Below are 24,384 nucleotides of genomic sequence, written 5' to 3' on the forward strand. Positions count from 1 at the left end.
GTTCGCCGCCTACGATCGCTTCGTGTGCTTTCTGTGTCGAAGAGCGGCACGGGGGCAGCAACACATGGACGCGTGAACAGACATGGGGGAACCATGCAGCGGACGAAGAAGCGCAGGATCGTCGCGACGGCGGCGCGGTGACGGCACGCGCCGGGATGGACGGCCGCGACGAGCCGCCGGCCGCGACGGGCGGTCGGTCCCGGTTCAGCGCCGGACGCTCCGCGGGCCCGTGACGGCGGCGCCCAACGCGCCGACCCGGCCGCGCAGTTCGCGGTCGGCGGTGACCACCAGGCAGGCCCGCTCCGGGTCGTCGGCGCGGGCGGCCCGGACCAGCTCCACGATCCGGTCGTCCCCGCTGCCGCTCGCCTCGACCACCCGCACCTCGGGCAGCCCGGCGACGCCCCGGGCCGCGCCCTCCACCACCAGGACCACCTCCAGCGGGCCCGGGTGGTCCGGCACGCCCCGGGCGGCGACGGCGACCAGCGCGTCCCGCAGCCGCTCGGCGGCGCCCCGCCGGTCCCGCCACCAGCCGTCCGGCACCGAGCCGACCACGTTCGCACCGTCCACCACCAGCAGGGGCGGGACGGCCTCGTTCTCTCCCATGACCGCCAAGCGTGCCACCCCGGGCCGCCCCGAGCCGTACCGGCGACGGGCAGCCGCGTCCGTCGGCCTCAGCTGAGCGTGATGCGGATCCCGACGGTGCCGCGCTCGCCGCGCCGCAGCCGGCTGCCGAGCAGCGTCAGCACGCCCATCAGGCCGTACTTCTGGCGCAGCAGCGTGCGGTAGGCGGCGGTGCGCTCGGGGCCGAGGATCTCGGCCGTCGCCGGGTACTGCTCGCCGGTCGGGCGGCCCTTGACGTGGCACGGGCCGACCAGCACCTCGGCCCGGTTGCGGATCCGCTTGACCTTCCAGGAGTCCGTGACGGTCCAGATGCCGAGCGCCTCCCCGTCCCGGACCACCCATACCGGGGTCGGCACGGCGGTGCCGTCCTTCTTGTACGTGGTGACGAGCAGGTAGCTCCCGGAGGAGAGCCGGACGATCCGGGCGAGCCGGTCGGCGGCGGAGGGGTCGGGCGTGGTCATGGGCGGAATTCTAGGGGTCTCACGGTGGTACGGACGTCACCGGAAACGGCCCGGGCAGCCGGAGTCCACGGCGGCCGGCTCCGGTCAGCGGTGCTGACGGGTGCGTACGGAGCGGGTCGAGCGGGCCGAGTGGACCAGGGCGCGGGCGCGGCGGGCGAGGCGGCGGTGGCTGCGGCCGCCGACGCCGCTGGAGCCGCCCGCGGCGCGCGCACCGCCACGCTGGGGGGCGGAGACGGTCACGGCGGGTGCGGCGGCGGCCCGGCGGCGGGCGCCGGCGTGGGCGGTGGCCCAGGCGGCGAGTGCGGTGGCCAGGACGGCGCCCGTCCAGAGGGCCGGGGCGAGGCCCGGGGTGTCACCACTGGCGACGGGCGGCCGGCCCCACGGGGGAAGCTGGGAGGCGGCTGCCGCCTCCGGGGCCGAAGAGGCCTTCGCGGAGGCCGAGGAGGACGCCGCGGCGGAGGCCGGCGGGGCGGTGTCCTCGACCAGCTGCCCGACCGGCTGGACCTTTCCGGCCGCCGCGAAGCCCCAGTCGAGCAGGCTGGCGGCCTCGTCGTAGACCTTGCCCTGCGCCTCGGGGTGCATCACCGTCACCAGCAGGGTGCGGCCGTCGCGTTCGGCGGCGCCGGTGAAGGTGGCGCCCGCGTTGGTGGTGTAGCCGTTCTTGACGCCGATCAGGCCCGGGTACTTGCCGAGCAGCCGGTCGGTGTTGGCGATGTCGAAGCTGGTGCGCTGACCGGTGAGCTGGTCCAGCCCGCCGGGGAAGCGCGCGGTGCGGGTGGCGCAGTAGGAGCGGAAGTCGGCGTTGCGCAGCCCGGCGCGGGCGAACAGCGTGAGGTCGTAGGCGGAGGAGACCTGGCCGTCCATGTCGTAGCCGTCGGGGGAGACGACCTTGGTGTCCTTGGCCTGCAAGGTGCCGGCGCGGGCCTGCATCTCGGCGACGGTCTGGGCGATGCCGCCGTTCATGTGGGCGAGGACGTGGACGGCGTCGTTGCCGGAGCTGAGGAAGACGCCCCGCCACAGGTCCTCGACCCGGTACGGCAGGTTCTCCTTGACGCCGACCAGGCTGCTGCCCGCGCCGAGGTTGGCGAGCTCGGCCGGGGTGACCTGGTGCTCCAGCGAGCGGTCGAACTTGGGCATGACGGTGTCCGCGAACAGCATCTTCAGGGTGCTGGCCGGGGGCAGTTGCAGATGGGCGTTGCGGGCGGCGAGCACCTCGCCGGTGGTGGCGTCGGCGACCAGCCAGGAGCGGCCGGACAGTGCGGAGGGCAGGGCGGGGGCCCCGGGCAGGGGCGCGACCTGGACGTCCGGGCGGGCCAGCCGCTCCCCGCCGACCGGGCCGGCGGCGTCCTGTTCGAGGGCCGCGAGGGCGATCGGGGTGCCGACGGCGAGCACCAGCGCCGTGGCGGCGGCGCCGGCCGCGGCCCTGGTGACGTACGGGGACTTCTGCTGCACGCGCTTGGGAGGCACACGGCGAACGTACCCGGGCGGCCGCCGGGCCGCCGTGCCTGCTACTCCGTCCGGTGCCGCGGGGGCTCGTCCTCGGGCACGACTTTGGTGGTGCCCGGTCGCGCCGAAAGTCGGATGTCCGGGCGGTGGCGGATTCCTAGGCTCGGGGGTATGAAGACGCTGCTCGGCTACCTCGGTTTCGTCCTGATCCTCGGCGGCGCCTCCGGCCTGCTCTCCGGTTGGCTCGGGGGCTTCCGGCTGTTCGGCTTCGTCCGTCTCCTGGTGCCGGACGGCCACGAGACCGTCGGGTACGCCACCCTGCTGGTGCTCGGCGTCCTGCTGGCGATCCCCGCCGCCCGGCGGGGCTGACGGCGGGGATCGACGGCGGGGATCGACGGAGTGGTGCGGCGGGGTGGTGCGGCGGGGTCAGAAGGTGAGGTTCCAGGCGTCGATCGTGCCGGTGTCGCCGGAGGCACCGTCCTTCACCCGGAGCTTCCAGGTGCCGTTGGCCGCGCTCGCGCCGGCGTTGACGGTGTAGGTCTTGGCGACGTTGTCGGTGCTGTCGTTGTTCGGAAAGTCCTCCAGGAGGTAGACCGTGCCGTCGGGGGCGACGAGGGAGAGGACCAGGTCACCGCGGTAGGTGTGCTTGATGTCCACGCCGACCTTGAGCGTCGTGGGCGCGTTGCCGGTGACGCCGGTGACGGTGATCGGGCTCTCCACCGTGGTGTTGTCGGGGATCGCCACGTCGGTGAGGTTCTCGAAGTACTTCCCGGTGGGCGGGGTGGCGCCGCCGACCGCCTTCAGCGCGTCGACCTGGCCCTCGCCGAAGAAGGAGTTGACGGCGGTGGTGCCGGTGCAGCGGCTGTCCGAGGCGGGGCAGGCCAGGTCGTTGGCCTGGGCCGCCAGGCGGGCCCGGATGTCGGCCGGGGTGAGCGTCGGGTCGGTGCTCGCGATCAGCGCGGCCACCCCGGTGACGTGCGGGGAGGCCATCGAAGTGCCGCTCTTGGTCCCGTACTTGCCGCCGGGCAGGGTCGAGTAGACGCCGGTCGCGCCGTCGCCGCCGGGCGCCGCGACGTCGATGACGCCCCGGCCGAAGTTGGAGTAGGAGGCCTTGCCGCTGCCGCTGCCCGTGGCGGCGACGGTCACCACGCCGGGCAGTTCGGTGGGGATGTCGAGGCAGGCGTTGCCGATGGTCCGGGTGACCTTGGTGGAGTCGTCCGGGCTCTCGGTGTCGGTGGTCTTGTTCGCCAGGTCGTAGTCGGCGTTGCCGGCCGCGGCGACCTGCAGCGAGCCCTTGCCCTCGGCGTACTCCTGGGCGCGCTTGACGCCCTCGATGATGGCCGCCTGGTCGAGGTCGTCCGGGCAGTTGAACTGCCAGGGGTCGGTGTAGTAGCTGTTGTTGGTGACCTTGAAGCCGTGGTCGCCGGCCCAGACGAAGCCGCAGACCGTGTTCTCGGGGTAGAAGAGGGTGCTGGTCGGCTCGGCGATCCGGACCGAGGCGATCTTCACGCCCGGCGCGACGCCGATGACGCCCTTGCCGTTCTTCGCGGCCGCTATGGTGCCGGCGACGTGGGTGCCGTGGGTGTCCACGTCGCGCCAGGCGCCGCTGCGGGTGTCGGGCTTGCCGTACGCGCAGGAGACCGAGTCGGCGGCGTCGAAGTTCGGCGCGAGGTCCTGGTGCTGGTCGTCCACGCCGGTGTCGAGCACGCCGACCTTGACGGACGGGGAGCCGGTGGTCACGTTCCAGGCCTGGTCGGCCTTGATCTGGGTCATGTCCCAGCGGTTGGACTCGGTGAGCGTGGTGGCCGCCTGCGCGGGATTGGCCGGCAGGGCCGGGCTGTAGGCGTCGGCCGGCACGTCGGAGGTGCGGGTCGCCCCCACCTGCTGGATGCCGGCGACGGTCCGCAGCGCGGCGGCGAACCCGGTGGCGGTCGAGTGGGCGACGACGACACCGATCGCGTCGTAACTGGCGAAGACCGTACCGCCCTTCGCGGCCACGGCGGCCTTGGCGGCGGCGACGTCGGCGGGGGCGCTGATCACCAGGTAGGCCCGGGTGCCGGCCGTCCACCCGGCCGCGCTGCCCGCGGCCGGAGCGGCAGCCGCCGGGGCGGCGGGCGCCGAGACGCCGCCGGGGACGGTGGGGGTGGTGGTCGTGGGAGCGGCGGTCGCCGACGCCGTGGGGATGGCGAGCGCCATGGCCGAGAGCACGGCGAGCGCCGCGGCCGGGCGGCCGAGCCGCCGGGATATCAGGGGTGACACGTGTCCTCCGATTCGGTCCGTGCGAGAGGGGGAGCGCGGGGATCGCACGGGAATTGAAGGAAACATGCCAGATAGACCGGGGCTTGGGGAAGGCTTTACGCCTGACGACTTTTCACGCAAGCATTACAGTTTCGTTTCCGCGCGCCCCGGCCCACTCTCGCGCTGCGCCGCCGGAAGGCCCGCCGGTCCGACTGACGCGCGTCAGGCTCAGCCGCCGGTCAGGCGGAGGCGGGCGGAGCGGCCGCCGTCGCCGCCACGCCGTCGAGCAGGACGGCGAGGCCGGTGCGGAACGCCTCCCGCCGGCCGGCCTCGGGGGCGCCGCCGGTGGCGCCCTGCAGGCCGGTGAGCAGCGGGAAGCGCGACGCGAAGTCCGGTGCCAGCTCGGCCAGTCGGGTGGATCGGGCGATCCACCAGTCCTCGTCGGAGACGCCGGTGGCGGCGGCCGCGGCGCGGGTCTCGGCGGCGGTGGCGGCCAGGCCGCGGACGAACTGCCAGAGCGCGGTGACCGCGCCGCGCAGCCGCTGCGGGTCCAGCCCGGCGGGCTTCAGGGCGCGCAACAGGGTCTCCATCGCGGCGAGTTCGGCCGGGCCGAGGACGGGGCGGGCCTGCGAGATCCGGAGCACCCAGGGGTGGCGCAGGTAGCAGGCGTACAGGGCCTCGGCCCAGGCGGTGACGGCCGCCCGCCACTCCTCGGGCGCGACCGGTCCGGCGGGCGGTTCCGCGGGCGGTCCGACAGGCGATTCGACGGGTGGTTCGGCGAGTTCGGCGAGTTCGGCGAGGGCGCGGTCGTGCATCAGGTCGAGCAGCTCGGCCTTGCCCGGGACGTACGTGTAGAGCGCCATGGCGGTGCGGCCGAGTCGTTCGCCCACGGCCCGCATCGACAGCGCGTCCATGCCCTCGCTGTCGGCCACCGCGATTCCGGCGGAGACGATCGCGTCCACACTCAGGCCCGGTTTGGGGCCACTGCGCCCGGTGCGCGGTTCCTCGGGTGCGCCCCACAGCAGGGCGAGCGAGCGGCGGGCGTCGCCCTGTCCGGCGTAGACGGTCATCCCGGCATCTCCTTATGGCGTAAAGTATCGCCCCCACGGCAACTCTTTATGCCGTAAGGTTACCAATCGAAGGGGTTTCGCGATGACACTGCCCGTCACCTTCGTCGAGGTCGTGGAGACGCGCCGGATCACTCCGCGCACCGCCCGGATCACCTTCGCGGCCGAGGCACTGGCCGACACCGTCGGCAGCGCGCCCGACCAGCAGCTCAAGCTCTGCTTCCCGCGCCCCGGGCAGGCCGAGCCGGTGCTGCCCGCGGTGCAGGACGACCCGATGGGCTGGTACCGGGCCTACCTGGCGATCCCCGAAGCCGAGCGGCCCCTGATGCGCAGCTTCACCCTGCGCCGCCGGCGCCCCGGCACCCGGCTGGTCGAGATCGACTTCGTGCTGCACGGCGACACCGGGCCGGCCGCCACCTGGGCGCTGCGCGCCGCACCGGGGGACCGGCTCGGGATGGTCGGCCCCTCGGCGCTGTACGCCCCGCCCGTCCCGTTCGCCGAGGCCGCCGCGGCGGCCGACTGGGTGCTGCTGGCCGGGGACGAGACGGCGCTGCCCGCGCTCGCCACGCTGGTCGGGGCGCTGCCCGCCGGGGTGCGGGCGCTCGCGTACGTCGAGGTCGCGGACGAGGCGGAGCGGCAGCCGCTGGAGAGCCGCGCCGAGCTCGCCGTGCACTGGCTGCACCGGGACGGCGCCGCCCCCGGGGCGGCGCTGGTCGGGGCGGTGCGGGCCGCCGAGCTGCCGGCCGGCACGCCGTTCGCCTGGCTGGCCGGGGAGGCCGGCGCGGTCCGGGCGCTGCGCCGCCACCTGGTCGAGGAGCGTGGGGTGCCGAAGCCTTCCGTCGACTTCACCGGGTACTGGCGTCACCGGCTGACCCAGGACGATGCGCCGACCGCCGAGGACCTGGCGGACGTTCAGGAGCGGCTGGCCGGGTACTGAACCCGGCGCGGGGCCTCGTTTCCCGTGCGGGCCCCGTTTCTGGCGCGGGACCTCGTTTCCGACGGAGACGACGCGGGAAGGGAATGTCGTGGTGTCGACAAAGCGGCCGACCGGTGGCGGGTTTTCGCCAGTGTCCGGAGTTCGCCACCGGAATCGCCGGCGCGGGGGCGGTCGGGGTGGCGCAGGGCCGATCGGCTGAAAGATGTGGATTCGGTCCGATTTCCGCCGTGAATTTTACTGAGTGATGGTCAACTTTACTTTCTGATGGGGATTTACCCCCTTGTCGTGATCGCGTTCAGGTGCGTTGGATTGCGTCAGCCATTCATCAGACGAAAGGATGTCCATGATCGGCTGGCGGAAAACCCAGCTAGCAGCTGCCGTCACGGTCACCGCCGCGTCCATGGTCCTGAGCTTCGGGACCGGCGCCAATGCAGCCCCGACCCCGGACCCGCAGAACGCCCAGGCGTCCGCGGACGGGACCCCGGTGCCGGTGATCGTGATCCTGAAGGACCAGATAGCGGACGCCCCGGCCGACCACGGCCACCTGGGCGCCCGCCAGCAGAAGACCGCCGACTCCCAGGCGCCGCTGCTGAACAAGGTCAAGGCCGGTGGCGGCACCAACATCAAGAGCTTCGTGGTCGGCAACGCCTTCTCGGCCACGGTCAGCCCCGCCCTGCGCGCCCAGCTGCAGGCCGACCCGGCCGTCTCCTCCGTGGTGGCCGACACCCAGGTCCAGGTCGCCCCGGCCGGCAAGGCCAAGACCGCCAAGGACGCCGCCGACACCGCGGCCGCCTCCGGCGCGAAGGCGCCCAAGGCCGCCACCGCGCAGGCCGTTACGGGCAGCAACGGCCAGGGCGCCGAGGAGAACGCGACCAACACGGTCTGCCCCTCCGACCCGAGCAAGCCCCTGCTGGAGCCGGAGGGCCTGTACTCGGTCCGGGCCTACACCGGCAACGGCAACCCCGGCGTGGAGAACCTGGCGACCGGCAAGGGCGTCAAGGTCGCCTACATCGCGGACGGCCTCGACCCCAACAACCCGGACTTCATCCGGGCCGACGGCTCGCACGCCGTGGTCGACTACAAGGACTTCGCAGGCGACGGCTGGGACGCGCCGACCGGCGCGGCCGAGGCCTTCGGCGACGCCTCGGCGGTCATCGCCCAGGGCCGCCAGACCTACGACGTCTCGAAGTTCGTCAACGCCTCGCACCCGCTCCCGGCCGGCTGCAACATCCGCATCCGCGGCCTCGCCCCGGACGCCGACCTGGTCGCCCTGAAGGCCGGCGGCGAGCTGATGTCCAACTCGTCGATCCTGCAGTCGATCGACTACGCGGTGCGGGTCGCCCACGTGGACGTCCTGAACGAGTCCTTCGGCGGCAACGTCACTCCGGACAGCGGCGCGCACGACACCATCTCGCTCTTCAACGAGCAGGCCGTCAAGGCCGGTGTCACCGTTGCCGTCTCCTCCGGCGACGCCGGCATCAGCGGCACCATCGGCACGCCGTCGACCGACCCGTACGTGATCTCGGTCGGCGCCTCCACCGACAACCAGAACTACCAGCAGACCGGTTACGCGGCCTCCCAGTTCTCCAACAAGACCTGGAACAACAGCCGCATCTCCGCGCTGTCCTCGGGCGGCTTCACCCAAGCCGGCCGCACGGTCGACCTGGTCGCGCCGGGCGAGTCGGACTGGGCGCTGTGCACCCCCGACGTCACCAAGTACACCGAGTGCACCGGCTACAACGGCCAGCCCTCGGGGATCCAGCCCTTCGGCGGCACCAGCCAGGCCGCCCCGTTCGTCACCGGCGCCGCGGCCCTGGTCATCCAGGCCTACCGCGACACCCACGGCGGCGACTCGCCCACCCCGGCGTTGGTGAAGAAGTTCCTCACCGGCACCGCCAGCGACCTCGGCGTCCCGGCCGAGGAGCAGGGCGCGGGCCTGCTGAACGTCCGGGCCGCCGTCGAGGCCGCCCGCGGCTACGACGACGGCGACGGCACCGAGGGCGCCCGGACCGTCGTGGTCAACACCGGCCAGGTCGACATCGCCGGCGCCCCCGGCTCGACCCACACCACCGACGTCTCCGTCACCAACACCAGTGACGAGCCGCAGACGGTGAGCGCCGCGACCCGCAACTTCGCCCCGCAGTCCAGCAACCAGCAGACCGTCCAGCTGGACGCGTCCTCGAAGGACACCTTCAAGTACGCCACCAACGGCACGGACTGGGTGCAGAAGCAGGTCAAGTTCACGGTGCCGGCCGGCGCCGACCGCCTGGCGGCCTCGATCGCCTGGCACGGTGCGCCCAACCCGGTCACCAACGGCCCGGTGGTCCGCATGACGCTGCTCGACCCGTCGGGCCGCTTCGAGACCAACACCCGTCCGCAGGGCGGCGCCACCCCGGCCGACTTCGGCCTGGTCGACGTCCCGCACCCGGTGGCCGGCGAGTGGACCGCGGTCCTCTACACCCCGGCGGGCAAGGGCTTCACCGGCCCGGTCCAGCTGGGCACCGCCACCCAGCGCGCGGTGCCGGCGGGCGCCGTCAGCCCGAGCAGCACCGAGCTGCAGCCCGGTCAGACCAAGACCCTCAAGGTCCAGCTGACCACCCCGGCGACCAGCGGTGACTCCAGCGAGGCGATCGTCGTCTCCAGCTCGAACGGCAACACCACCAGCGTCCCGGTCGTGCTGCGCAGCCTCGTCCCGGTCACCCAGGACAAGGGCACCTTCACCGGCACCATCACCGGTGGCAACGGCCGCAGCGCCTCGCCGACGCAGAGCTTCACCTACGGCTTCGACGTCCCGAAGGGCCAGAAGGACCTGCGGGTCGGCGTCACCGTCGGCAAGGACTCCAACCTGCTCATGCAGGGCGCGCTGATCAGCCCGAACGGCACCCCGATCGACATCGAGGGCAACGGCCTGTTCGACGCCCAGGGCAACCTGACCGGCTCCGCGGCCGGCGTCTCCGCCACCACCGTCAACCCGGCCGCCGGCCGCTGGCGGTTCGTCCTGAACGTGCTCGGCCCGGTCAGCGGCCAGCAGCTCGCCCAGGACTTCACCGGCACCGTCGCGTTCAACCAGAACCAGGCCACCGCGGCCGGCCTGCCGAACGACGCGCACACCAAGCTGGCGGCCGGCAAGCCGGTCACCGTCCAGGTGAACTACACCAACAACACCGTCGCCACCCAGAAGATCGCGGCCGACGGCCGCCTCGACCGCCGGGTGGACGTGCCGCTGGTGCCGCAGGGCACCTCGGCCACGCTCAACCTGCCGCTGAGCCTCAGCTCCTCGGTGCCGGGCTTCCTGGTGCCGCCGGGCACCGACCAGCTCAAGGCCGTCGCGGCGTCCTCGACGCCGGCCCAGATCGAGATCAGCGGCACCACCGGCTCGCCGGACCTGTTCGGCGACCTGAAGAAGGCCCAGAACGGCTCCGCCGTCTCGGTGGTGACCGACAACGGCACCGCCGAGCAGCCGATCGTCCCGGGCAACTGGAGCACCTTCGTCCAGCAGATCGGCCCGTTCGGCAACGGTGGCGCCCCGACCGGCACCACCACCATCACGGCGACCGCCCACACCCAGGCCTTCGACCCGGCGCTGGCCTCCAGCACCGGTGACCCGTACGCCGCCTCGGTGAACGCCTCGGCCCAGGCCGCCAACCCGGTGACCGTCGCCCCCGGCGCCACCGGCTCGCTGCAGGTCACGCTGACCCCGACCGGCCCGAAGGGCAGCACGGTCAAGGGCGTGCTGTACCTGGTGTCCGGCCCGACCGGGGTGGCCACCGCCAACAACGTCCTGGGCACCACCGGTTCGGTGCTCGCGGCGATCCCGTACAGCTACACGGTGAACTGACGACCCGTCAGTACGCTGTGAGGCCGAGGCCGTCCCGGATTCCCGGGGCGGCCTCGGCTGCTTCACGGGCCGGACGGGCCGGACGGCCCGCGCGCCCCGGGGTTCCGGGGCCGGTCGGCTGGGCACGTACGGATACGGACGTGTGTTCCTTGCCGATGTTCCTTACCGAATGGGGAGTTCCGTGGCGTACGAGGCGATCAAGCACAGCGAGATCGAGGTGAACGGGGTGCGGCTGCACCTCGCCGAGCAGGGGGAGGGGCCGCTGGTCCTGCTGCTGCACGGCTTCCCGGAGAGCTGGTACTCCTGGCGGCACCAGTTCGCGCCGCTGGCCGCGGCCGGCTACCGGGTGGTGGCGCCCGACCAGCGCGGCTACGCCCGCAGCGAGCAGCCCGAGAACGTGGACGCGTACAGCCTGCTGCACCTGGTCGGCGACGTGACCGCGCTGATCCGCGCGCTGGGCGAGGAGCAGGCGGTCGTGATCGGCCACGACTGGGGCGCCCCGGTCGCCTGGGCCACCGCCGCGCTGCGCCCCGACCTGGTGCGCGGCGTCGCCGGGCTGAGCGTGCCACCGCTGCCGGTCGGCGGGCCGCCGCCGCTGCAGGCCGCCCGGGCGGCCTTCGGCGAGGGCTTCTACCAGATCTACTTCCAGGAGCCCGGCCGCGCCGACGCCGAGCTGGCCGCCGACGTGAAGTCCAGCCTGCGCCGGATCCTGTCCGGCAAGCAGCCGGACGGTGTGCCGCGGCCGTGGATCGTCCCCGCGGGCGGGAAGCTGCTGGACACCATCCCGGAGCCGGAGCGGCTGCCGGACTGGCTCACCGACGCCGACCTCGACGCCTTCACGGCCGAGTACGACAGGCACGGCGAGCGCGCCTTCACCGGTGGGCTGAACTGGTACCGCAACCTCGACCGCAACGCCGAACTGCTCGCCGCCTTCACCGGGTTGACGGTCGAGGTGCCGGCGCTGTTCATCGTGGGCGAGCAGGACCTGGTGAACGCGATCGTGCCGCCCGAGGTGCTGACCCACCTGCTGGGCCGGCTGCCGAAGCTGCGCGGGCACGTCCGGCTGCCGGACACCGGGCACTGGACGCAGCAGGAGCGGCCGGCCGAGGTCAACGAGGCGCTGCTGGGCTTCCTGAAGTCGCTGGACTGACAGCCGGGTTCCTCGGGCGGCCGGCGCTCCGGCCGCCCGGGGGCTACACCGGCAGGAGGCGGGTGATCAGCTCGCCGAGGCGGTGGGCGTTGCGGCAGGGGTGCATCTCGACGACGCCGGCGTAGGCGAGGGCGGCGGAGTCGCCGGTGGGCCAGAGCGCGGGCTGTTCGGGGTTGAGCCAGAAGACCCGGCGGGCCCGGACGTCGATCCGGCGCAGGGCGTCCAGGTTGGGGTCGCGGTGGTTGGTGCGGGCGTCGCCGAGGATCAGGACACAGGTGCGGGGGCCGACGGCGTCCAGGTGGTGGTCGGCGAAGTCGCCCAGGGCGGAGCCGTAGTCGCTGTTGCCGTGGTAGCCCATGACCTTGGCCTCGCTGAGGATCCGGGCGGCCAGGCGGGCGGGGTCGTCGCCGTGGCGGAGCAGGTCGGTGACCTCGGCGGTGCGGTTGACGAAGGCGAACACCCGGACCTTGCTGAACTGTTCGCTCATCGCCTGGACCAGCAGCATGGTGAAGTCGGCGAACCCCGCCACCGAGCCGGAGACGTCGCACAGCAGCACCAGCTCCGGCCTGGCGGGGCGGCGCAGCCGGTACGCCGGGCGCAGCGGGACCCCGCCGGTGGTGAGCGAGCGGCGCAGGGTGCGGCGCAGGTCGATCTGCCCGCGGGCGGCGCGGCGGCGACGGGCGGCCAGGCGGGTGGCGAGCTTGCGCGCCAGCGGGTGGACGGTGCGGCGCAGTTCGGCGAGCTGGTCGCGGCCGGCGTAGAGGAAGTCGATCCGGTCGGGGGTGGGGGCGACGGCGCGTTCGGCGATCCGCTCGGGGCCGCGCAGTTCGGCGACCCGGCGGCGGGCCTCGCCGGCGACGAGGGCGCGGAAGTCGCGGATGCGGCGGCGGATCTCGTCGGCGAGGACGCGGTCGGAGAGGTCGCGGTCGAAGAGGTCGCGCTCGGCGCCGTCCGCGGTGCCGGGACGTTCGCGCAGGGTGGCCAGGATCCGGGCGAGCAGGGTCTCCGGGGAGAGCCGGCCGAGCGCCTGCTGGGCGGACCAGCCGTCGGAGCCGGGCGTGCTGCCCGTGCCGTAGCGGCCGAAGGCCTCCACCACCTCGCCGGCCAGCCGGGCCTGGGCGGCGCGGTCGTCGGCGGCGAGGGCGGCGGCGAGGCGGTCGCGCAGGTCGTCGCGGAGCGGGTCCGGGCGGCCGAAGCGCGGTGGCTCGGGGTCGTCGGGGACCGGCGGCGGGTCGGCGCGGACGGCTTCGGGGGTGCCGACGCCGAGCGGGAAGAACAGGTCGAAGGTCGCGTCGAAGACGGTCCGCTGTCCGTCGGAGCGCAGCAGGGCGGCGGCCAGGCCGGCCCGCACCTGTTCGCGGTCGGTGAAGCCGAGGACGTCCAGGACGGCGGCGGCGTCCACCGTCTCGGCCGGGCCGATCCGCAGGCCGTGCCCGCGCAGGGCGCGGACCAGACCGGTGAGGCGGGCCGCGGTGTCGGCGCGGGCGCGGGTGTCGTTGGGGGCCGCGGTGTCGGCGGAGGCCCGGGCGGTCATGCGAGGGTCAGCCTGTGGGCGGCCTTGCGGACGTCGTCCTGGTGCTTGAGGATCACCCCGAGGGTGTCGCGGACGACCGCCTCGTCCAGGGTGTCGGCGCCGAGGGCCAGCAGGGTGCGGGCCCAGTCGATGGTCTCGGCGACGGACGGGGCCTTGCGCAGGTCCATCGCGCGCAGCGCGCCGACGATCCGGACCACCGACTCGGCGAGGGCGTCGTCCAGGCCGGGCACCTTGAGCCGGACGATCCGGCGCTCCAACTCGGCTTCCGGGTAGTCGAGATGGAGGAAGAGGCAGCGGCGGCGCAGGGCCTCGGAGAGTTCGCGGGTGGCGTTGGAGGTGAGCAGGACGAGGGGCCGGCGGGTCGCGGTGATGGTGCCGAGTTCGGGGACGGTGACCTGGAAGTCGCTGAGCACCTCCAGGAGCAGCGCCTCCACCTCCACGTCGGCCTTGTCCATCTCGTCGATGAGCAGCACCGTCGGCTCCTCGCCGCGGATGGCGGTGAGCAGCGGGCGGGTGAGCAGGAACTCCTCGCCGAAGATGTCGGTGCGGGCCTCCTCCCAGCCCTGGTCGCGGCCGGCGGTGATCCGCAGCAACTGCTTGGCGTGGTTCCACTCGTAGAGCGCGCGGGCCTCGTCGATGCCCTCGTAGCACTGGAGGCGGACCAGCCGGGCGCGGCCGATCTCGGCCAGGGCCTTGGCGAGTTCGGTCTTGCCGACGCCGGCGGGGCCCTCGACGAGCAGCGGCTTGCCGAGCCGGTCGGCGAGGAAGACGGTGGTGGCCACGGCGGTGGAGGCGAGGTAGCCGGTGGCGGCGAGCCGTTCGGCGGCGTCCGTGACCGAGGTGAAGAAGCCCGTGCCGTCGCCGTTCCCGTTGCTGCCGCTGGTCATCCGCCTGCCCCGTCTCCGCGTCGCCGTGTCCGTGCGGCGCCACCCTACCGGCCGGTCACTTCGGTGTCTCGGGGGTGGCGGCGGCGTCGGTGGGCACGGGGGAGCGGCGTACGGCGTTGTGCCGGTGCCGTACGCCGTTGGGACCGGACGTTGCGGTGGGCCGGGTGCGTCAGTTGACGACGAGGACCGGGTTGCCGGCGACGGAGCTGTCGGTGACCGGGCCGTAGGTGGCGCTGAAGTAGCCCGTGGAGAAGCACAGGCCCGGGCCGGAGGCCAGGGCGAACGGCTGGGCCGAGAAGCCGATGGTGTTGCCGGTGTTGGAGGTGGTGCCGTTGATCCCGGTGGAGTTCTGGTAGTTGCAGGTGACGCTGCCCAGGATGGTGCTGAGCACCACAGTGGTCCCCATGGTGCCGGCCGCGCCGGGGGTGAGCTTGACCGGGCTGCCCGGGCCGTCGCTGACCGTGTTGGTGTACGGCAGGTTGGTGACGGTGATGCTCTTGACGCCCGTGACGCCGAGGACGTTGGAGGTGCAGGAGCCGAAGGTCTGGGTGTTGAGCTGCTCGACGGCGCTGCCCGGGGCGGCCGGGTTGGCGGTCACCGTCGCCGAGAAGGAGGAGGCGGCACACTTGATGCCGCTCGTGCCGGTGGCACTGCTGTAGAAGGTCGCGTAGCTGCCGGAGACCAGGTTGGCGGTCAGGACGTCGCCGACGGCGACGGCCGGGCCGCTGGGGCTTCCGGTGGTCAGTACGGCGGAGGCGGCCTCGGCGGGTGCCACGGCCGCGCCGGTGAGGGCGAGGGCGGCCAGGGTGGCGGTGGCGAGGGTGCGGCGGATGCGCATGAGGGTACCTCTCTCCGTCCGGGGGACGGGTGGGGGAATCCCCGTGTGCGGGTGTGGTGGTGTGCACGACGGGGGAGGTGCATGGCGTACCGGGGGCTCCGGCGGGGCCGCGGGTACGGGCGCGCCGCGGGTACGGACGGGCCCGGCGCCACGGGCCCGCTCGTGCGGTACGGAGATGCGGCGGCTGCCACCGCCGCGGGCCGGCAAATGCGCCGTGGTCCCGTGGTCCGGGCGGCTCGCCCGGGCGTGGGAGCCCCTGGAGGTCGGCCCGGTGGGGGCCTGCTCGCCCACCGGTTGGAAACCTGCCAGTGTTGTAAACCCGGCGTTACGTCAATGTCAATACAGGACACAGGAGTTGGTGATGGAACGGAACTACCTCCGGAGTGCCGACGTGGTCCTGCTGCCGGGTGCGCGGACCGGCCGCGATCCCGCCCGGTCGATCAAGCCCGGCCCGCGCCGGCTGCCCGCGGGCGTGGTGGCCGCGACCCAGCGCGAGCGGCTGCTGGACGGGCTGGTGCAGACCGTCGCCGAACGCGGCTACCAGCATGCGACGGTGAGCGACATCTGCCGCGCGGCGGGGGTGACCAGGCCGGTCTTCTACGAGCTGTTCGACGGCAAGGAGGACGCCTTCTTGGCCGCGCACCGGTACGGCACCGGGGTGGTGATCCGGCGGATGTCGGCGGCCTTCGCGACCGAATCCGACTGGTGCCTGGGAATCCGCAGATCGCTCGGCGTGCTGCTGCAACTCCTCGCCGGGACACCGGCGTTCGCCACCATGGCGGTGATCGAGGTGGAGGCGGTCGGCCGGGCCGGGCGGCGGGAGCGCGAGCAACTCCTCAGGAAGTTCCGGGCGTTCTTCGCCGAGGTTCCCCAACTCCCGGGCGGGGTCGCGGTGCAGGAACTCGTGGACGCCGTGGTGGGCGGCGTCTACAGCGCGCTCCACCGCTGGGTCGACTCCGGGCGGACCGAGCAACTACCGGACCTGCTACCGGTGTTGAGCCTGTTCTGCCTGGCACCGTTCCTCGGCCCGGCGGAGGCGGCCGCACGGCTCGGGTCGGGGCTCGGGTCGGGAATCGGGCCGGAGCTCGGGCCGGAGCTCGGGTCAGGGAGCGGTTCGGGGGCCGGCTCGGGGATTGGTGAAGATCCTTCGTGCACCCGTATTGACCCGGCCAATACCGGGCAGTAGCTTCCCAGTTACTCACCGCGTGCCGACCGGATCCGCCCCGCTGCCGAGGGACGGAAGGACCCGGCCGGGCCGCGGGACGCTGTCCGCGCCAGGGCAACGTGCCAGTGCCTGCACACCCAATCCACCCACAGGGAGCACACATGGCCATGTCCGAGGACGCCGCTGCGGCGGCCGAGACCGAGCAGGCGCCGACCGCGCCGAGAAGAGGCCGGGTACGGCTGAAGCGCACCGTCCTGATGGCCGTCCCGGCCATCGCGGCCGGGGGCGTCCTGATGGCGCTCACCGCCCAGGGCGTGCTCGCCGCCCAGTTCTCCATCTCCGGCATGCCGTTCACCATCACCGCCGACGAACTGAAGGGCGACGGCTTCGCCCAGTTCGGCGCCCTGGACTCGATGATCCCGGACAGCCCCAACGCCGGCTCCACCGGCGGCCAGGTGCTGGTCGCGGTGTCGGCGATCAGGAGCGCCGAGATCACCAACCTGTGCCAGAGCGTCGACCTGGGCGGCGTCAACCTGGTGATCCACGCGGGCGACCGCGGCACCCCCGTCACCGCCACCAACCTCACCACCGACTCCGATCTGCTGACCGGTGACTCCGCGGAGTTCACCAACATCGAGATCGGCGGCGACGCCAGCACGTACACCAAGGCCGGACCGGTCGGCAAGGGCAACCCGGGCGTCTTCGGGCAGCAGGCCGACACCGTCAAGATCACGAAGGTGAACCAGCACAACTACGCGAGCACCGCCGTCGGGTTCAAACTGCCCAACCTGCGGCTGAGCTTCAGCTCCACGGGCTGCTGAGCATGACGGAGTCCGTACCGGAGCCGGCGGCCGGAGCCGACGGGAGCGGCGCGACGGGGGCCTCGACCGGGGCCGCGGAGGTGGCGGCCCAGGGGACGGCCGCCGCACCCGGAGCCGTCGCCCAGACTCCCGCCACCGGGCCCGCCGCCCGCCCGGCCAAGCGCGACTGGCGGGGCCGGCGACCGTTCTGGGGCGGGCTGCTGGTGGCGCTCGGCGGCGCCGAGATCCTGTTCACGCTGAAGGCCCCGCTGCCCGTCATCCTGCACATCGGGATGGAAGGGCTGGCCGGGTACCTGGTACCGGCGGTGATGGTGCTGTGCGGCCTGCTGATCCTGTTCAACCCGGCGCAGCGGCTGTTCTACTCCATCCTCGCCGTCCTGGCCTCGCTGGGCAGCTGGGTCACCTCCAACCTGGGCGGCTTCCTGATCGGGATGCTGCTCGGGGTGGTCGGCGCCTGCCTCACCTTCGGGTGGGTGCCCGACCAGCCGCTGCGCCCGGGCCGGCAGCGGCGGCTGGACCGCCGCGAGGAACGGCGGTCGGCCAGGACCGCCGGCGCCTGACGAGCTCCGCCCCGCGTTCCGGTGACGGGAGAGCACCGGGACGCGGGGCGGGTTCCCCAGGACAGGCCCTGGGGTAAGGCGGACAAGGCCGATCAGATGGTCGAGGCGTCGATCACGAAGCGGAACCGGACGTCGCCGTCCAGCACCCGCCGGTACGCCTCGTTGATCTGCTCGGCCGCGATCAGCTCGATCTCGGCGGTGATGCCGTGCTCACCGCAGAAGTCCAGCATCTCCTGGGTCTCCGGCAGTCCGCCGATCATCGAACCGGCCAGCGAGCGGCGCCCGATGAGCAGCGCGTGCGCGTTGACCGAGACCGGCTTCTCCGGCGCACCGACCTGCACCATGGTGCCGTCGACCCGCAGCAGCTGCAGGTAGGCACTGAGGTCGAGGTCGGCCGAGACGGTGTTGACGATCAGGTCGAAGCTGCCCGCGAGCTCGGCGAAGGTCGCCGGGTCCGAGGTGGCGCGGTAGTGGTCGGCACCGAGCTTCAGGCCGTCCTCGCGCTTGCGCAGTGACTGGCTGAGCACGGTGACCTCCGCACCCATCGCGTGGGCGAGCTGCACGCCCATGTGCCCGAGGCCGCCGAGGCCCACGATCGCGACCTTCTTGCCCGGGCCGGCGCCCCAGTGCGCCAGCGGCGAGTAGAGCGTGATGCCCGCGCACAGCAGCGGCGCGGCGGCGTCCAGCGGCAGGTTGTCGGGGATCCGAAGCGCGTACGCCTCGTCCACCACCAGCTCCGCCGAGTAGCCGCCGTACGTCGGCAGGCCGTCCTTGCCCGTGCTGTTGTAGGTGAAGACGGCGCCGCCCTCGCCGGTGCAGTACTGCTGGAGGCCGGCGCGGCAGTTGTCGCACTCGCGGCAGGAGTCGACGAAGCAGCCGACGCCGACGCGGTCGCCGACCTTCCAGCGGGTGACACCGGGGCCGACCTCGGAGACCACGCCCGCGATCTCGTGGCCCGGGACCATCGGGAAGATACCGGTGCCCCAGTCCTCGCCGACCTGGTGGATGTCGGAGTGGCAGATGCCGGAGTACTTGATGTCGATCACGATGTCCTGCTCGCCCACGGCCCGGCGGGTGACCGTGGTCTTCGCCAGCGGGGCGTCGGGCTGCTGCGCCGCGTAGGCGGCGACGGTGCGGGTGGTGCTCGTCGTGCTCGTCGTGCTCGTCGGGTTGGTCTCGTTCGTCGTCTCGTTCGTCATGCCCCAAGGCTGCGCCGGGACGATCGGGGCAACCAGACCAGAGATCATCGTACGAGCGGCGGACCTAGGCGGGCCGAACGTAGGACCCCGCAACGTACGCACGGCGGTATCACCCTCGCCCGCCGCCGGGCAGCCGATCGCCCGCATACTGCAGACATGGACCAGCGCACCGAACTCAGCGAGTTCCTCCGATCCCGCCGCGCCCGGCTGAGGCCCGAGGACGTGGGTCTGCCCGACACCACCACCCGGCGCCGGGTGCCCGGGCTGCGCCGCGAGGAGCTGGCCCAGCTCGCCGGAGTCAGCACCGCCTACTACACCCGGCTCGAACAGGGCCACGGCGAGAACGTCTCCACGGCCGTGCTGGACGCCATCGCCCGGGTGCTGCGGCTTACCGCCGCCGAACGCGACCACCTCGGCCGGCTCACCAAGCCCGCCCGCCGCCGCCCCGGCCGGGCCGCCACCCGGGTGCAGCGGATCCGCCCCGAACTGCAGCAACTCCTCGACGCGATGGAGGGCGTGCCCGCGTACGTCCTCGGCCGGCGCCTCGACATCATCGCCTGGAACCGGCTCGGCACCGCCCTGCTCGGCGACTTCGCCGTGATGCCGCCCGAGCAGCGCAACATGGCCTGGCACCTCTTCCTCGACCCGGGCGCCCAGGAGCTGTACGTGGACTGGGAGGGCAAGGCCTCCGACGTCGTCGGGATGCTGCGCCTGGACGCCGGACGCGACCCGGACGACCCCAGGCTCGCCTCGCTGATCGGCGAACTCTCCCTCAAGAGCGCGGAGTTCAGGCGACTCTGGGCCGCCCACGGGATCCAGGACAAGGGCCACGGCACCAAACGGCTGCACCACCCGGTGGTCGGCCGGCTCAGCCTGCAGTACGAGACGCTGCGCCCGGCCGGGGACGCCGACCAGGTGCTGGTCACCTACCACGCCGAACCGGGCTCGACCTCCGCCGAATCGCTGCGCCTGCTGGCCAGTTGGGCCGCCACCGAGTTCCGGGCCGCGGCGGCCGAGGAGTCGGCCGGGTCGTCCGCCGCCGAACAGGCCCGGTAGCGGCGCGCGCCGGGCGGGGTCGGGAGCGCGGCTCAGGAGGGGCCGACGTCCGGTACGACCGGGCGCTGCACCGGTGACGGCTCAGCGGAAGCAGTACGAGTCCGAGGAGGCGTCGCCGCCCGCGAGATGGGTCTGGTGGACGCGCAGGCCCCGGAAGTCGGCGCCGTGCGGGAAGAAGCGCTCGTCGATGCTCAACCCGCCGGACACCGGGTCGGCGTCCAGCTTGACCATCCACGGCTCGATCCCACCCGGGTAGAACTGGTCGTCCCAGGCGCCGTAGAGGGAGTTGGTGAGGTACAGCCGCCGGCCGTCCCGACTGATCTCCACCATCTGCGGCGCCCCGCTCAACGGCCGCCCCGGGTCGGCCGGGTGGGGCGTGCGGGCGGTCACGCCGCCGAGCCGCACCGAGGAGGCGAGCCGGGGGTGGAACGGGTCCGAGACGTCGAACCGGAACAACTCGCCGGTGCCCCAGGCCGACACGTACAGCCAGCGGTCGTCCACCGACAGGTTGATGTCGGTGACCAGCGGCGGCACCGCACCGAACGGCTGCAGGGCCGGCGGCAGGTCCTCCGGCTTGGCCGGCTCGGCCGGGATCTCGATCACCTTGCGCACGGTGAACGCCGCCCCGTCCCGGTACCAGAGCCAGACCGAGGAGGAGAGGTCCTCCACGTTCGCCACCACCCCGGCGAACCCCCACTCCGCCTGCGGGTCGTGCGCCGGGCGCAGCTCCAGCACCATCTGGTACTGGTCGCCGAGGTCGACCCGCTGGAGGTGCCGGCCGGAGTCCAGCTCCCAGAAGTGCAGGGCGTGCCCGTACTTGCGGCCCAGCAGCAGCTCCGGCACCACCCCCTCCTCGACCATCCACGGGGTGCCCCACTCGCTGGTCACCCCCACGTTGGTGCCCAGGTGCCACCACACGTCGTACGCGAGGTGCTGCGGCCCGCGCTCGGTCTCCCAGGCGCGTAGCACGTCGAAGCTCGTGTGGTCGAGGATCGCCACCCCGCCCGGCCCGTCGGAGCCCTCACCGGAGCCCAGGCAGGAGAGGAAGACGCCGTCCGGGCCGCAGTGCAGGGTGTGCGGGCGCGAGTAACCGGCCTTGGCGGCCAGCTCGTCCGCCTCGACGGTCTTGACCAGCCGGGGCCGCACCGGATCCGGCCGGGTGTCCATCACGTGCAGCCGGGAGGAGCGCAGCCCGGGCAGCAGCAGGTAGCGCCGCTCCGGGTTCTCGTGGCAGGCGTGCGCCAGCGCGCTGGAGCAGGCGTTCCACCCGAAGTGGTGCAACTCGTCGCCCAGGGTGGGCAGTTCGGCGAAGTTGAGCACCTTCCCGTAGCTCGCCGACGCCGGATCAGTGTCGACCGTGAGCAACGCGTCCGGCCGCTGCCCCGCCCGGTCGAACCCCGCGACGTACGCCAGCCTCTCCGGCGGCGCGGCGATCGCCTCCGCGGCCGACCGGTAGAGCGACGGATCGCTGTGCCCGTGCTGCATGCAGACTCCCCAACTCGCCTGGTCCGTCCGGGAAGCGTTCCACACGAGCCCCGGCGCACAGCAGGCGCACGGGGAGTGCCGGGGCGCACGGGGAGTCCGCCACCGGTGGTCACCGTGGCGGCCCGCCGCCGAAAGCATTGCGAGCATCACATCGCGCCAGGTCATCGCTGCCGTGGCCGGAGACGGCCGAGCCAGTACAGTCAGGCCCATGGAGTTTCGGGAAGACATCCTGGGGGCGCCCTACGAGGCGGCGGAGCTTGCACTGCGGTCGGACGCCGAGGGGGAGGTGTGCGCGACGCTCGTCCGGCGGGTGGTGCCCGGGGCGGAGCGGGCGGTGCTCTACATCCACGGGTACAACGACTACTTCTTCCAGACCAATCTGGCGGACCACTTCGTCGCGCTCGGGTTCTCCTTCTACGCGCTCGACCTGCGCAAGTACGGGCGGTCGCTGCGGCCGCACCAGTCGCCGAACTTCGTCCGGGACCTCGTGGAGTACGACGAGGAGATCGACGAGGCGGTGCGGATCATCCGCGAGGTGGACGGGCACCGGCAGCTGCTGCTGAACGGGCACTCCACCGGCGGCCTGGTCGGGGCGCTGTGGGCGGGTCGCCGGGCCGGGCGCGGGGTGGTGGACGGGCTCTTCCTGAACAGTCCGTTCCTGTCGATGCCGGCCGCACCGGCGGTCCGGACGGCCGGCGGGCCGGTGGTGACGGCGATCGCGCGGCTGGCGCCGACCCGCGTCCTGCCGTCGTCGCTGAACCCGCACTACACCCACAGCCTGCACAAGGACCACAAGGGCGAGTGGGACTTCGACCTCACCCTGAAGCCCGCCGAGGGCTTCCCGCTGTTCGCGGGCTGGCTGTCGGCGATCCACCAGGGGCACCGGCGGCTGCGGCGCGGGGTGGGCATCGACGTACCGGTGCTGCTGATGGCCTCCACCCGGTCCATCGCCACCACCAAGTGGCACAACGCCCTGCACCACGCCGACGGCGTGCTGCGCGCCGACGACATCGCGGCGCAGGGGCCGCGGCTGGGCCGGCACGTGACGATCGTCCGGATCGAGGGCGGCATGCACGACCTGGTGCTCTCCGGCGAGAACGCCCGCACCCAGGTCTTCGCCGAGCTGGACCGCTGGCTCGCGGCGTACCTGGACGTGCGGCCGGTCGGGGAGAGCGCGTGACGGACGGCGCGGCGGCGGACGAGCCGGTGCACGACGGGCCGGTGCCGGACGAGCCGGTGCCGGTCGGTCGTCGGACCGACCTCGGCTTCGCCAAGCTGATGCCGGACCTCGACCGGGACGGCGGCTGGCTGCTCACCCTGGACGGCACCCCGCAGTCGTACGTCGACCTCGCCGACCCGACGCACCTGGAGTTCGAGTACACCCGGCGCCTCGGCCACCTGGCCGACGCGCTGGCCCCCGCCGAACAGCCGCTGGACGTGCTGCACCTGGGCGGCGGCGCGCTGACCCTGCCCCGCTACCTGGCCGCGACCCGGCCCGGCTCGCGGCAGCGGGTGGTGGAGGTGGACGGCCCGCTGCTGGAGCTGGTCGCCGAGCACCTGCCCTGGCCGGGCCCGGATCCGGACGGTGCGGGGATCGCCGCGACGGTCGGGGACGCCCGCGCTGCCCTCGCCGAACTCCCCGCGGGCTCGCGGGACTTGGTGATCGCGGACGTCTTCCACGGCTCCCGCACCCCGGCGCACCTGACCTCGGTGGAGTTCGTCCGCCTGGCGGCGGCCGTGCTGCGCGAGGGCGGCTGCTACGCGGCCAACCTGGCGGACGGCCCGCCGCTGGCCTTCGCCAGGGCGCAGGCGGCGACGGTACGGGCGGTGTTCCCGTACGTCTGCCTGGTCGCGGAGGCCTCCGTGCTGCGCGGGCGCCGGTACGGCAACGTGCTGCTGGCCGGTTCGACGGCGCCGCTTCCGGCGGCGGAGCTCGCCCGGCTGTTCGCGGGCGACATCTTCCCGGCCCGGCTGGTGGCGGAGGAGGACCTGACGGAGCTGGTCGGCCGTACGGCCCCGGTCACGGACGCGGACGCCACCGACTCCCCGCCCCCACCGGACGGCGCCTTCAGCGTCGGCTGAGACGTGTCGGCTCGCAGCGGTGCCGAGCGGGGCACGGGAAGTCGGCCGGTCCGACTTCCCGTGCCGGCGGAGGCCCGGCGCGTCGGCGGATCGGGCGGCCCGGACGGGGTGTCAGAATCGGCGGGTTCATGCCCGAGCGGGGAGCACGTCGAAGGAGCGAGCGATGACTGACGGCGCGGAGCGGCCCGAGCTGGGAGCGGTGCCGGAGACGGCGCTGTGGACGCTGTGGCACCGGGCGGTGGAAGCCCGGCGGCCGGACACCGTGCTGGCGGATCCGAAGGCGGTCGAGCTGGTGGACCGGATCGACTTCCCCTTCGAGGCGCGCTTCGGGAGCAACGCGCTGGTCAGCCAGCTGCAGGCGCTGCGCGCGGCCTGCTTCGACCGCGAGGTGACCGACTTCCTGGAGCGCTGCCCGCGCGGCACCGTGGTCGGGCTCGGGGACGGGCTGGAGACGCAGGCCTGGCGGGTCGACAACGGGCGGTCGACCTGGCTGTCGGTGGACCTGCCGGAGACGGCCGCGCTGCGCGAGCGGCTGCTGCCGCCGGACGAGCGGCACCGGATCCTCGCCCACTCGGCCACCGACCCGGGCTGGATGGACGGCGTGGACCCGGCCAACGGCGTGCTGATCAGCGCCGAGGGCCTGCTGATGTACCTGCGGCCGGAGGAGGTCCGGGCGCTGATCGCGGCCTGTGCCGAGCGCTTCCCCGGCGGCTCGCTGGTGTTCGACACGGTGCCGCGCTGGTTCAGCCGCCGGGCCGTCGAGGGCAAGCTGAAGAACCGCCACTACCAGGCGCCGCCGATGCCGTTCGGGATGGACGCGGACGAGCGCGGCAAGCTGGCCACCGCGCACCCGGCGGTCACCGACGTGCGCGAGGTCTACCCGGAGGGCGGGCGCGGAGCGCTGCGCGCCCTGCTGCCGCTCGCACGCCGGGTGAAGGGGCGGCCGTCGGTGGTCGCCCTGCGGTTCGCCGAGCGCTGAGCGCTGCGAGCTGAGAGTGG

At 73.4% G+C, this 24,384-nt stretch carries 22 protein-coding genes; 11 read left to right on the forward strand and 11 right to left on the reverse strand.

What is annotated here, in order from left to right; translation table 11 throughout:
* Positions 1–204: 204 nt before the first annotated feature.
* From BX285_RS20295 to BX285_RS20305, 3 genes are all read right to left on the reverse strand, one after another.
* Positions 205–603, reverse strand: a complete 399-nt coding sequence (locus BX285_RS20295; RefSeq protein ID WP_097239273.1) for an NTP pyrophosphohydrolase — start codon at positions 601–603, stop codon at positions 205–207.
* Between the two features lie 68 nt (positions 604–671).
* Entirely contained in the window at positions 672–1,082 is a 411-nt protein-coding gene (locus tag BX285_RS20300; RefSeq protein ID WP_121176183.1) for a PPOX class F420-dependent oxidoreductase, read from the reverse strand.
* An 84-nt stretch (positions 1,083–1,166) separates the two neighbouring features.
* The gene (locus BX285_RS20305) at positions 1,167–2,549 is read right to left on the reverse strand and encodes a D-alanyl-D-alanine carboxypeptidase family protein (RefSeq protein ID WP_398900658.1); all 1,383 of its coding nucleotides are present in this window, start codon (positions 2,547–2,549) and stop codon (positions 1,167–1,169) included.
* Between the two features lie 150 nt (positions 2,550–2,699).
* On the opposite strand from BX285_RS20305, the gene BX285_RS20310 reads away from it, so the two are divergent.
* On the forward strand, positions 2,700–2,897 hold the full coding sequence (locus BX285_RS20310; RefSeq protein WP_097239275.1) for a hypothetical protein: 198 nt from the start codon (positions 2,700–2,702) through the stop codon (positions 2,895–2,897).
* 57 nt (positions 2,898–2,954) lie between these two features.
* Here BX285_RS20310 and BX285_RS20315 read toward each other — a convergent pair whose 3' ends face one another.
* Together BX285_RS20315 and BX285_RS20320 are read right to left on the reverse strand one after the other, a co-directional pair.
* Positions 2,955–4,736 carry a S8 family peptidase gene (locus BX285_RS20315; RefSeq protein ID WP_398900984.1) on the reverse strand — a complete coding sequence of 594 codons (1,782 nt, stop codon included), beginning with the start codon at positions 4,734–4,736 and terminating at the stop codon, positions 2,955–2,957.
* A 269-nt stretch (positions 4,737–5,005) separates the two neighbouring features.
* Positions 5,006–5,836: a TetR/AcrR family transcriptional regulator gene (locus tag BX285_RS20320; protein WP_121176185.1), complete on the reverse strand. Its 831-nt coding sequence runs from the start codon at positions 5,834–5,836 to the stop codon at positions 5,006–5,008.
* 82 nt (positions 5,837–5,918) lie between these two features.
* Between BX285_RS20320 and BX285_RS20325 the strand changes: the two genes are divergently transcribed.
* Positions 5,919–6,770, forward strand: coding sequence for a siderophore-interacting protein (locus tag BX285_RS20325; RefSeq protein WP_121176188.1), 852 nt, complete (start codon positions 5,919–5,921; stop codon positions 6,768–6,770).
* 234 nt (positions 6,771–7,004) lie between these two features.
* Here the strand turns inward: BX285_RS20325 and BX285_RS37430 are convergent, their stop codons facing one another.
* Positions 7,005–7,172 (reverse strand): hypothetical protein, encoded by a 168-nt coding sequence (locus tag BX285_RS37430; protein WP_179852629.1) that lies wholly within the window; start codon positions 7,170–7,172, stop codon positions 7,005–7,007.
* Here BX285_RS37430 and BX285_RS20330 point away from each other — a divergent pair.
* Complete coding sequence (locus BX285_RS20330) at positions 7,171–10,608, forward strand: S8 family serine peptidase (RefSeq protein ID WP_259470603.1); 3,438 nt, start codon at positions 7,171–7,173, stop codon at positions 10,606–10,608. The two genes, BX285_RS37430 and BX285_RS20330, sit on opposite strands and share 2 nt — an antisense overlap.
* A gap of 169 nt (positions 10,609–10,777) precedes the next feature.
* Positions 10,778–11,758 (forward strand): alpha/beta fold hydrolase, encoded by a 981-nt coding sequence (locus tag BX285_RS20335; RefSeq protein ID WP_097239279.1) that lies wholly within the window; start codon positions 10,778–10,780, stop codon positions 11,756–11,758.
* A 43-nt stretch (positions 11,759–11,801) separates the two neighbouring features.
* Here the strand turns inward: BX285_RS20335 and BX285_RS20340 are convergent, their stop codons facing one another.
* From BX285_RS20340 to BX285_RS20350, 3 genes are all read right to left on the reverse strand, one after another.
* Positions 11,802–13,292: a VWA domain-containing protein gene (locus BX285_RS20340; RefSeq protein WP_097239280.1), complete on the reverse strand. Its 1,491-nt coding sequence runs from the start codon at positions 13,290–13,292 to the stop codon at positions 11,802–11,804.
* Complete coding sequence (locus BX285_RS20345) at positions 13,289–14,179, reverse strand: MoxR family ATPase (protein ID WP_121176193.1); 891 nt, start codon at positions 14,177–14,179, stop codon at positions 13,289–13,291. The genes BX285_RS20340 and BX285_RS20345 overlap by 4 nt, the downstream gene beginning before the upstream one ends.
* A gap of 169 nt (positions 14,180–14,348) precedes the next feature.
* Complete coding sequence (locus tag BX285_RS20350) at positions 14,349–15,017, reverse strand: Tat pathway signal sequence domain protein (protein ID WP_097239282.1); 669 nt, start codon at positions 15,015–15,017, stop codon at positions 14,349–14,351.
* A gap of 361 nt (positions 15,018–15,378) precedes the next feature.
* Between BX285_RS20350 and BX285_RS20355 the strand changes: the two genes are divergently transcribed.
* The 3 genes from BX285_RS20355 (at position 15,379) to BX285_RS20365 (ending at position 17,563) form a co-directional block, all read left to right on the forward strand.
* Positions 15,379–16,203: a TetR/AcrR family transcriptional regulator gene (locus tag BX285_RS20355; RefSeq protein WP_121176196.1), complete on the forward strand. Its 825-nt coding sequence runs from the start codon at positions 15,379–15,381 to the stop codon at positions 16,201–16,203.
* 140 nt (positions 16,204–16,343) lie between these two features.
* Positions 16,344–17,003 (forward strand): DUF6230 family protein, encoded by a 660-nt coding sequence (locus BX285_RS20360; protein WP_097239283.1) that lies wholly within the window; start codon positions 16,344–16,346, stop codon positions 17,001–17,003.
* Positions 17,004–17,083: 80 nt separating this feature from the next.
* Positions 17,084–17,563, forward strand: a complete 480-nt coding sequence (locus BX285_RS20365; protein WP_121177729.1) for a DUF6114 domain-containing protein — start codon at positions 17,084–17,086, stop codon at positions 17,561–17,563.
* A gap of 92 nt (positions 17,564–17,655) precedes the next feature.
* Here the strand turns inward: BX285_RS20365 and BX285_RS20370 are convergent, their stop codons facing one another.
* Positions 17,656–18,762, reverse strand: a complete 1,107-nt coding sequence (locus BX285_RS20370; RefSeq protein WP_097239284.1) for an NAD(P)-dependent alcohol dehydrogenase — start codon at positions 18,760–18,762, stop codon at positions 17,656–17,658.
* 156 nt (positions 18,763–18,918) lie between these two features.
* Between BX285_RS20370 and BX285_RS20375 the strand changes: the two genes are divergently transcribed.
* Positions 18,919–19,818: a helix-turn-helix domain-containing protein gene (locus BX285_RS20375; protein ID WP_097239285.1), complete on the forward strand. Its 900-nt coding sequence runs from the start codon at positions 18,919–18,921 to the stop codon at positions 19,816–19,818.
* Between the two features lie 81 nt (positions 19,819–19,899).
* Here the strand turns inward: BX285_RS20375 and BX285_RS20380 are convergent, their stop codons facing one another.
* On the reverse strand, positions 19,900–21,303 hold the full coding sequence (locus BX285_RS20380; RefSeq protein WP_121176199.1) for a selenium-binding protein SBP56-related protein: 1,404 nt from the start codon (positions 21,301–21,303) through the stop codon (positions 19,900–19,902).
* Positions 21,304–21,511: 208 nt separating this feature from the next.
* On the opposite strand from BX285_RS20380, the gene BX285_RS20385 reads away from it, so the two are divergent.
* The 3 genes from BX285_RS20385 (at position 21,512) to BX285_RS20395 (ending at position 24,364) form a co-directional block, all read left to right on the forward strand.
* A complete protein-coding gene (locus tag BX285_RS20385) occupies positions 21,512–22,483 on the forward strand; it encodes an alpha/beta hydrolase (protein ID WP_121176201.1) in 972 nt (323 codons plus the stop codon).
* A gap of 98 nt (positions 22,484–22,581) precedes the next feature.
* Positions 22,582–23,385, forward strand: coding sequence for a spermidine synthase (locus tag BX285_RS20390; protein WP_121177732.1), 804 nt, complete (start codon positions 22,582–22,584; stop codon positions 23,383–23,385).
* Between the two features lie 163 nt (positions 23,386–23,548).
* Positions 23,549–24,364 carry a class I SAM-dependent methyltransferase gene (locus tag BX285_RS20395; protein ID WP_121176204.1) on the forward strand — a complete coding sequence of 272 codons (816 nt, stop codon included), beginning with the start codon at positions 23,549–23,551 and terminating at the stop codon, positions 24,362–24,364.
* The last annotated feature ends 20 nt before the right edge of the window (positions 24,365–24,384 follow it).

This window comes from Streptomyces sp. 1114.5 (assembly GCF_003635085.1).
Classification (GTDB): Bacteria; Actinomycetota; Actinomycetes; order Streptomycetales; family Streptomycetaceae; genus Kitasatospora.